This window comes from Teichococcus wenyumeiae (assembly GCF_003696345.1).
Classification (GTDB): Bacteria; Pseudomonadota; Alphaproteobacteria; order Acetobacterales; family Acetobacteraceae; genus Pseudoroseomonas; species Pseudoroseomonas wenyumeiae.
This window is the reverse complement of the sequence record NZ_RFLX01000083.1, coordinates 1-7,282: the sequence shown is the minus strand read 5'-3', so window position 1 is coordinate 7,282 and position 7,282 is coordinate 1. Positions and strand designations below refer to the sequence as shown.

Annotated in this window: 7 protein-coding genes; 2 read left to right on the top strand and 5 right to left on the bottom strand. The window is 67.9% G+C overall.

The genetic code is table 11. The features are described 5' to 3' along the window. The 3 genes from EBE87_RS27240 to EBE87_RS27230 all read right to left on the bottom strand — a co-directional run. Positions 1-293, bottom strand: a 293-nt coding sequence (locus EBE87_RS27240) for a TolC family protein (RefSeq protein WP_233553088.1), incomplete at its 3' end; no start/stop codon positions are given. Positions 294-377: 84 nt separating this feature from the next. Then, complete coding sequence (locus tag EBE87_RS27235; protein ID WP_122140285.1) at positions 378-596, bottom strand: hypothetical protein; 219 nt, start codon at positions 594-596, stop codon at positions 378-380. 11 nt (positions 597-607) lie between these two features. Next, entirely contained in the window at positions 608-1,264 is a 657-nt protein-coding gene (locus tag EBE87_RS27230; RefSeq protein ID WP_120640704.1) for a TetR family transcriptional regulator, read from the bottom strand. 194 nt (positions 1,265-1,458) lie between these two features. On the opposite strand from EBE87_RS27230, the gene EBE87_RS27225 reads away from it, so the two are divergent. Beyond that, a complete protein-coding gene (locus tag EBE87_RS27225) occupies positions 1,459-2,637 on the top strand; it encodes an efflux RND transporter periplasmic adaptor subunit (RefSeq protein WP_233553447.1) in 1,179 nt (392 codons plus the stop codon). 3 nt (positions 2,638-2,640) lie between these two features. After that, positions 2,641-5,817 (top strand): efflux RND transporter permease subunit, encoded by a 3,177-nt coding sequence (locus EBE87_RS27220; protein ID WP_120640705.1) that lies wholly within the window; start codon positions 2,641-2,643, stop codon positions 5,815-5,817. A gap of 54 nt (positions 5,818-5,871) precedes the next feature. Here the strand turns inward: EBE87_RS27220 and EBE87_RS27215 are convergent, their stop codons facing one another. Continuing rightward, a complete protein-coding gene (locus EBE87_RS27215) occupies positions 5,872-6,084 on the bottom strand; it encodes a hypothetical protein (RefSeq protein ID WP_120640706.1) in 213 nt (70 codons plus the stop codon). A gap of 216 nt (positions 6,085-6,300) precedes the next feature. Then, positions 6,301-7,282 (bottom strand): GNVR domain-containing protein (locus tag EBE87_RS27210; protein WP_120640708.1); only part of this gene is annotated, 982 nt, incomplete at its 5' end.

Below are 7,282 nucleotides of genomic sequence, written 5' to 3'. Positions count from 1 at the left end.
CGCCGCGTGCTGGCCACCGTGCGGCCGCCGTTATACAGCGGCTGCGTCACCGTCGCCTGCAGCGAGCCGATCTGCCGGTCGGTGTCGGCGTAGATGCCGCGTGAGCGCGCCGTGCCGGAATTGTAGCCGGCCGAGCCGGCAACGGTGACGCTCGGCCGCCAGCCCGACAGCGCCTGCGGCACATTCTCATCCACCACCCGCAGCTGCGCCCGCGCCGTCTGCAGGGTCGGGTTGTTGGCATAAGCCTGCGACAGCGCCGCCTCCAGCGTCTGCCCCCGCGCCACCCCAACCATCAATCCACACATCAATACCGACGCCGATAGCAAGTACTTCATCGGTCCTCATTCCCTCTCGCGGCCACCAGACGGCAGCCGAATTCAACGATTCGGCAGTGGCTGGGAGGGGGTCAGCCCCTCCGACCATATATTGCCCGGCTCAGGCCGCAGAACATCGCCGCCGGCAGGCGCGGCGCCGCGCACATTATCCACCGTGGGACCGTGCGCGCCCAGAATTCTTTCGACCGGCTCATCCCTGCCCGCGCAGGCGGCCAGCATGGGCAGGATCAGGGCGCAGGCCAATATCGGCCGTGGCATCATGGGTCCACTCCTCAAGCATTCGTGGAGACCGCGGATGAATCCGCTGCTTGCCCACCGGCGGTGAGACAGGCGAAGAAGAGATTGAGGCTGCTCGCCACTTCGTCAGAAAGAGAAAAACCGGCGTCGTCGCGCAGCCATTCCATGATCAGGCCGGTAATCAAAGCATGCAGGCACATCGCCGCCTGGTCCGGCTTCCAGCCGGGAGCCATCTCGCCTTTTGCCAAAGCACGCTCGAAGCACTGGCGCAGCAGGGCGCGCATGCTGGCATCGGCCTTGCGCCGCCGCTCCAGCGCCGGGGCCATTTCATCGACATACTCGCAGCGTTGCAACATAATCGTCAGCAGCCGGCGCCGGTGCTGGTCACGCTCCAGCCGCGCCATGGCGGCGGTGATCACGGCAGCCATGGCCGGAAGCGGCAGGCAATCCTCCTCGCCCCGCAGCTCGCGGCAGGCTTCGTCCTGCACCAGCAGCAGGCGCTCGTCCAGCGCCAGGAAGAGGCCCAGCTTGTCGCCGAAATGCCAATGCACCGCCCCGCGCGAGCATCCCGCGACGCGCGCGATCTCGTCCAGCGAAGCACGGGCCACGCCACGTTCCAGGAACACCTGTTCCGCCGCGTTCAGCAGAGCTTCACGCGTCTCATCGGCCTCCTGTTTCGTGCGGCGTGCCATCCGACCCCTTGCGTGCGATGCAGCAATATTTATATACATACAGGCACGTATGTATTCAAGCCTGCCAGGACGCAGGCGCCGCTTCTCCTGGAGGCTTTATGATGCTCCCGATTCACCTTGGGCTAGCCCATGGCGCCGCGCGCCTTGGGCGTGCCGCCATTTTGGGCCTGCCTCTTCTTCTGGCTGTTCCGGCAATGGCGCAGCAGCCCGGCGGCCCTCCTCCGGCCGTGGGCGTGGCGCCGGTCACCAGCCGTCCGATTATCGAGACCAATGAATTCATCGGCCGCATCGACGCCGTCGATCGGGTCGACTTGCAGTCCCGCGTCACGGCCTTCCTGCAGGAACGGCTCTTCGAGGAGGGCACCGAGGTCAAGAAGGGTGACTTGCTGTTCCGCCTGGAACGGCCGCCCTTCGAAGCCTCCCTGCAAGTCGCCCAGGCCAATGTGGCCCAGGCCCAGGCACAGTTACAGAATGCCAATCTGACACTCGGCCGCGCCCAGTCGCTGCTCAGCACGCCGGCCGGCCAGCGCTCCACCGTGGATGCCGCCATCGCGGCCGCCCGCACCGCCCAGGCGCAGCTGCTCTCCGCCCAGGCACAGGAACGGCAGGCGCAGATCGAGCTGGACTATACCGAGATCCGCGCCCCCATTTCCGGCCGCATCGGCCTCGCGGCGGTGACGCCGGGCAATGTGGTCACCCCCTCCTCCGGCGCCCTGGCCACCATCGTCAGCCAGGACCCGATGTATGTCATGTTCACCGTGCCGACGCGCACGCTGCTGGAGTTGCGGGACCGCTATGCCCCGCGCGGCGGCTTCAACGCCGTCGCCCTCAAGGTGCGGCTACCGAATGGCCGCATCTACGGCCAGAACGGCAAGCTGGACTTCATCAACATCGATGTGAACCGGGATACCGACAGCATCGCGCTGCGCGGCAGCATGCCCAATCCGCCCCTGACTATCGACCAGGGCGGCGGGCGTGAACTGGTGCCCAACCAGCTGGTGACCGTGATCGTGGAAGCGGTGCAGCCGGTGGCGCTGCTGACCGTGCCGCGCGCCGCCGTGCTGACCGACCAGCGTGGCGACTTCGTTTATGTCATTGGCCCCGACAACAAGGTGGAGCGCCGCTCCGTCACCACCGGCCCGCAATCGACGCCGGAACTGGCCGTGATCACCGAAGGCTTGAAGGAAGGCGAGCAGGTGGTGGTGGATGGCCTGCAGCGCGTCCGCCCGGGCGCACCGGTCAACCCCACGCCCGTGGCCGCCGCCGCCTCCAGTGGCGGCACGGCGCCCGCCACCACTCCGGGCTCCACCACCGGGAGCGCGCCCGCGGGCACCAGCCCGGCCGGCGGCGCCTCACCGCAGCGCGGGGGCTGATCCGTGTTCTCTGCCATTTTCGTTGACCGGCCACGCCTCGCCATCGTCATCGCGATCGTGATGACGATCGCCGGTTCGCTGTCGCTGCTGCGCATCCCGGTCTCGCAGTTCCCGGACATCGTGCCGCCGCAGGTGCAGGTCACCGCCAATTACCCCGGCGCCTCCGCCGAGGTGGTGGAGCAGGCCGTGGCTCAGCCGCTCGAAGCCCAGATCGTGGGCGTCGAGAACTCGATCTACATGCGCTCCAACAGCGGCAGCGACGGCAGCTACCAGCTGAACGTCTCCTTCACGCTGGGCTCCAACGCCGACATCAACACGGTCAACGTCAACAACCGTGTGCAGGCCGCCATGGCGCTGATGCCGACCGAGGTGCAGCAGCAAGGCATCCAGGTCCGCAAGCAGTCCTCCGCGATCCTGCAGGTGCTGTTCCTCTACGCGGATAAGGCCGGCGAGTACGACCCGCTGTTCCTGACCAACTACGCCACGCTGAACATCCTGGACGAACTCGCGCGCACACCGGGCGTGGGCTCGGCCACGCTCTTCTCGCGCCAGAACTATGCCATGCGCATCTGGTTCGACACGCAGCGGCTGTCCAGCCTGAACCTCTCGCCCTCGGATGTCGTCAGCGTCATCCGCGCGCAGAACGTGCAGGCGCCGGCCGGGCGCATCGGCGCGGAGCCGGTGCCGTCGGACCAGCAGGTGCAGCTGAACGTCCGTACCCAGGGTCGCCTCTCGACGCCTGAGGAATTCGGCGACATCGTCATCCGCGCCAATTCCGACGGCTCCCTGCTGCGGGTGCGGGATGTCGCGCGCGTCGAGATCGGCGCGCAGAACCAGGACGTTACCACGCGGCTGAACGGCCAGGATGGCGTCGGCATCGGCGTCTACCTCGCGCCGGGCGCCAATGCCGTGAACGCCGCCGCCGCCGTGGACGCCACGCTGGACCGCGCGCGCGCGCGCATGCCGGAAGGCATGACGGCGCGCGCGGTCTTCGACACCACCATCTTCGTCTCCGACACCATCCACGAGGTCATCAAGACCCTGCTGGAAGCCTTCGTGCTGGTGGCGGTGGTGGTCTTCCTGTTCCTGGGCAATATCCGCGCCACCATCATCCCCATCATCGCGGTGCCGGTCAGCCTCATCACCACCTTCGCGGTGCTGCTGGTGATGGGCTATTCGGCCAATACCGTGTCGCTTCTGGCCATGGTGCTGGCCATCGGCATCGTGGTCGATGACGCCATCGTGGTGGTGGAAAACGTCGAACGCGTGATGGAGGAGGAGCCGGAACTGACGCCCGGCGAGGCCACCAAGAAGGCCATGGCTCAGATCACCGCGCCGATCGTCGCCATCACCCTGGTGCTGCTCTCGGTCTTCGTGCCGATCGGCTTCATCCCTGGCCTCTCGGGCGTGCTGTTCCGCCAGTTCGCAGTGACCATCTCGGTCGCCATGCTGATCTCGGCCATCAACGCGCTGACGCTCTCCCCTGCCCTTTGCGCCGTGTTCCTGAGCCATACCGGCCCGCGCCGCGGCGTCCTGGCCTGGATCGGCCGGCGCATCGACAATGTGCGCGACGGCTATGCCTCGCTGGTGCGGCGGCTGCTGCGGATATCCATCCTCGGCCTGGTGCTGGTGGCGGCCTTCGGCTTCGGCGCCTTCACCATCGCCAGCAAGGTGCCAGCGGGCTTCCTGCCCTCCGAGGACCAGGGCGCTTTCATCATCGCCTTCCAGTTGCCGGACGGTGCGGCCCTGCCGCGCACCAGCGCCGTGGTGGCCGATATGGAGGCCCGCCTGAAGCAGATGCCGCAGGTGCGCGACGCCGTCGCCATCATCGGCTTCTCGATGCTGGACGGTGGCGCCTCTTCCTCCGCCGCCACCATGTTCGTGCAGCTCCAGCCATTCTCCGAGCGCACGGCCCCGGGCGACAGCGTGCAGGCGCTGATCGGCCGGATCTTCGTGGAGAGCCAGCAGATCCCGGGCGCGCAGATCATCCCGATCAACCTGCCGCCGATCATCGGCCTCTCCACCGGCGGCGGCTTCGAGTACCAGCTCGAATCGCTGGAAGGCGCCGATCCGGCGGCGATGGCGCAGGTCATGCAGGCACTGATCGGCGCGGCCAACCAGGACCCGCAGTTGACGCAGGTCTTCTCCACCTTCTCCGCCAACGCGCCCTCGTTCTACCTCGACATCGATCGCGGCAAGGCCCAGGCCCTGGGCCTGGTCATGACAGATGTCTTCTCGGCGCTGCAGTCCACGCTGGGCGGCAGCTTCGTGAACAACTTCAACCTGTATGGGCGCACCTGGCAGGTGCTGGTGCAGGGTGTGGCCGCGGACCGCCGGGACGAGGCAGCGCTCTGGAAGATCCAGGTGCGCAACAGCCGCGGCGAGATGGTGCCGCTGCGCGCCATCGCCACCGCGCGTACCACGGTGGGGCCGCAGACCATCACGCGCTACAACAACTACCGGTCCATCACCATCCAGGGCAGCCCGGCACCGGGCGTCTCCTCCGGCCAGGCGATGATGGCCATGGAAGAGGTGTCCCGTAAGACGCTGCCCGCCGGCTATACCTTTGAATGGACCGGCACGTCGTATCAGGAACGCCAGGCATCAGGCCAGACCGGCTATATCCTGGCGCTGGCGGTGCTCTTCGCCTTCCTGTTCCTGGTGGCGCTCTATGAGAGCTGGGTGATCCCCATTCCCGTGCTGCTTTCGGTGATCGTGGGCGTGATGGCGGCGGTCTGGGGCATCTCGCTCTCGGGTCTGTCGATGGACCTCTACGCGCAGATCGGCCTCGTGGTGCTGATCGCGCTGGCCGCCAAGAATGGCATTCTGATTGTCGAATTCGCCAAGGAGCAGCGCGAGGCCGGCCACTCCATAGTCGAGGCTGCGGAGATGGGCGCGAAGCTGCGGTTCCGCGCGGTGATGATGACCTCCATCGCCTTCATCCTCGGCCTGGTGCCGCTGGTCTGGGCAAGCGGTGCTGCGATGGTGGCGCGGCGGGCGGTTTCCACCCCCGTCTTCGCGGGCATGATCGCAGCCTCCACCATCGGCATCTTCCTGATCCCCATGCTCTACGTGGTGTTCCAGAGGATGCGGGAGGCCACCCATCGCCGCTTCGGGATAGGCCAGCATGGCCAGCCCGAGGGCGGCGACCACAGCCAGCCGCAGCGCGGCGCCCACTGACCGAAGACCGCCGGCCTCGTTCTCCAGGCCGGCGGTTCTCGTTTCAGGCAGCCGTCACGCCGCGTCAGGCGGTCCGGCCACCATCCTTTCCGCCACTGTCGCGGTGGCGGTCAGCCTCACCCGGTTCGGCGGCAGCCGGGCGCAGGCGTCCATCATGGCCAGCGCCACCTCCATTTCCTGCTCCCGCGTCTGCCGCACGGCCATCGCCAACTGCCGGGACACGCCCGTCAGGACTTGGGCGCTCCGTCTCGCGAAGATGGGCGTCATGTTCCGGCACCATCACATGGTCGCCCGACATGTTCGCCAGCCGCGCGAAGGCACGGGCCAGGATGGAGATGAAGGTGGGCCTGGCAGCCGGCGCAGGGGAAACAGGTTCAGGCGTCGGTGCCGGTGCCGGTGTCGGTGTCGGCACCACATCCGGATCAGGCGCCTTCTCCATCATGGCGCGCTCGATCAGATGCGCGCGCTGCCGTAGGGAGGTGTTCATGCCAGCATCCTCACGACTACGCCGGGTATCCCGGCCAGCAGGGCGCCGAAGACGCCCAGAAGCGCCATGACCCCCAAGGCAAAGCCGAACACGGCGCCGATCTGGCGCGGCCTGACGGCGGAGGAGATGCCGCCCAGCACCGGCAGGCCCAGCCGGCGGAGGTCATTGACGGTGTGGAAGCCCTGGTCGAGCTGCACCAGCAGCAGCGCCACCAGGGCGCCGGCGCCGAGGCCGGCCACCAGCACGCCGGTCAGCAGCAGCGGCCGGTTGGGGGAGACGGGGCGGATCGGCAGCGAGGGCGGGTCCACCACCTCCAGCCGCACACGGTCGGAATTGCTGCGGGCGGCGCCGGCGATCTGGATGGATTCACGCCGCGCCAGCAGTTCCTCGTAGTTCCGGCGCAGCACGGTGTAGTCGCGGTCCAGGTTCATGAACTGCGCCTGCACTTCCGGCTCGCTGCGCGCCATGGCATCCAGCCGGTCCACCTCGACCTTGCCGTCGCGCTCCTGCCGCTCCAGCGAGGCGATCTGCGCGTCCACATCCACCAGCCGCACCTTCAGCTGCTCGTAGAGCGGATTGGCGCGCGGCGTGCCGGAGGGCACCACGCGCGTGCCGCCGCCTCCGCCGCTCCGGCGCGCGGCAGCCAGAGCCGCGCGCGCCGCCGCCACATCCGGATGCTGTTCGGTGAAGCGCAGGCGCAACTCACGCAGGTTGCGCTCCGCTTCCGCCACGCCGGTGCTGCCGCCCACCTGGATGGTAGGCTCAGCAAGGCGCGGCGGCGCGGCTTCCAGCTGCTTCTGCGTCAGCTGCCGCCGCATGCGGGCATCCTGCAACTCGCCTTTGATGTCCTGCAGCCTTGTCCTTGCGGCTTCCAGGCGCGAGTTACCGCCCAGCGCCTCGGAGGGCAGCAGGTCGATATAGCGTGCCTGGAACTCGGCGCGGCGGCGTTCGGCCTGGCGCAGCTGCACCTCGTAGGAG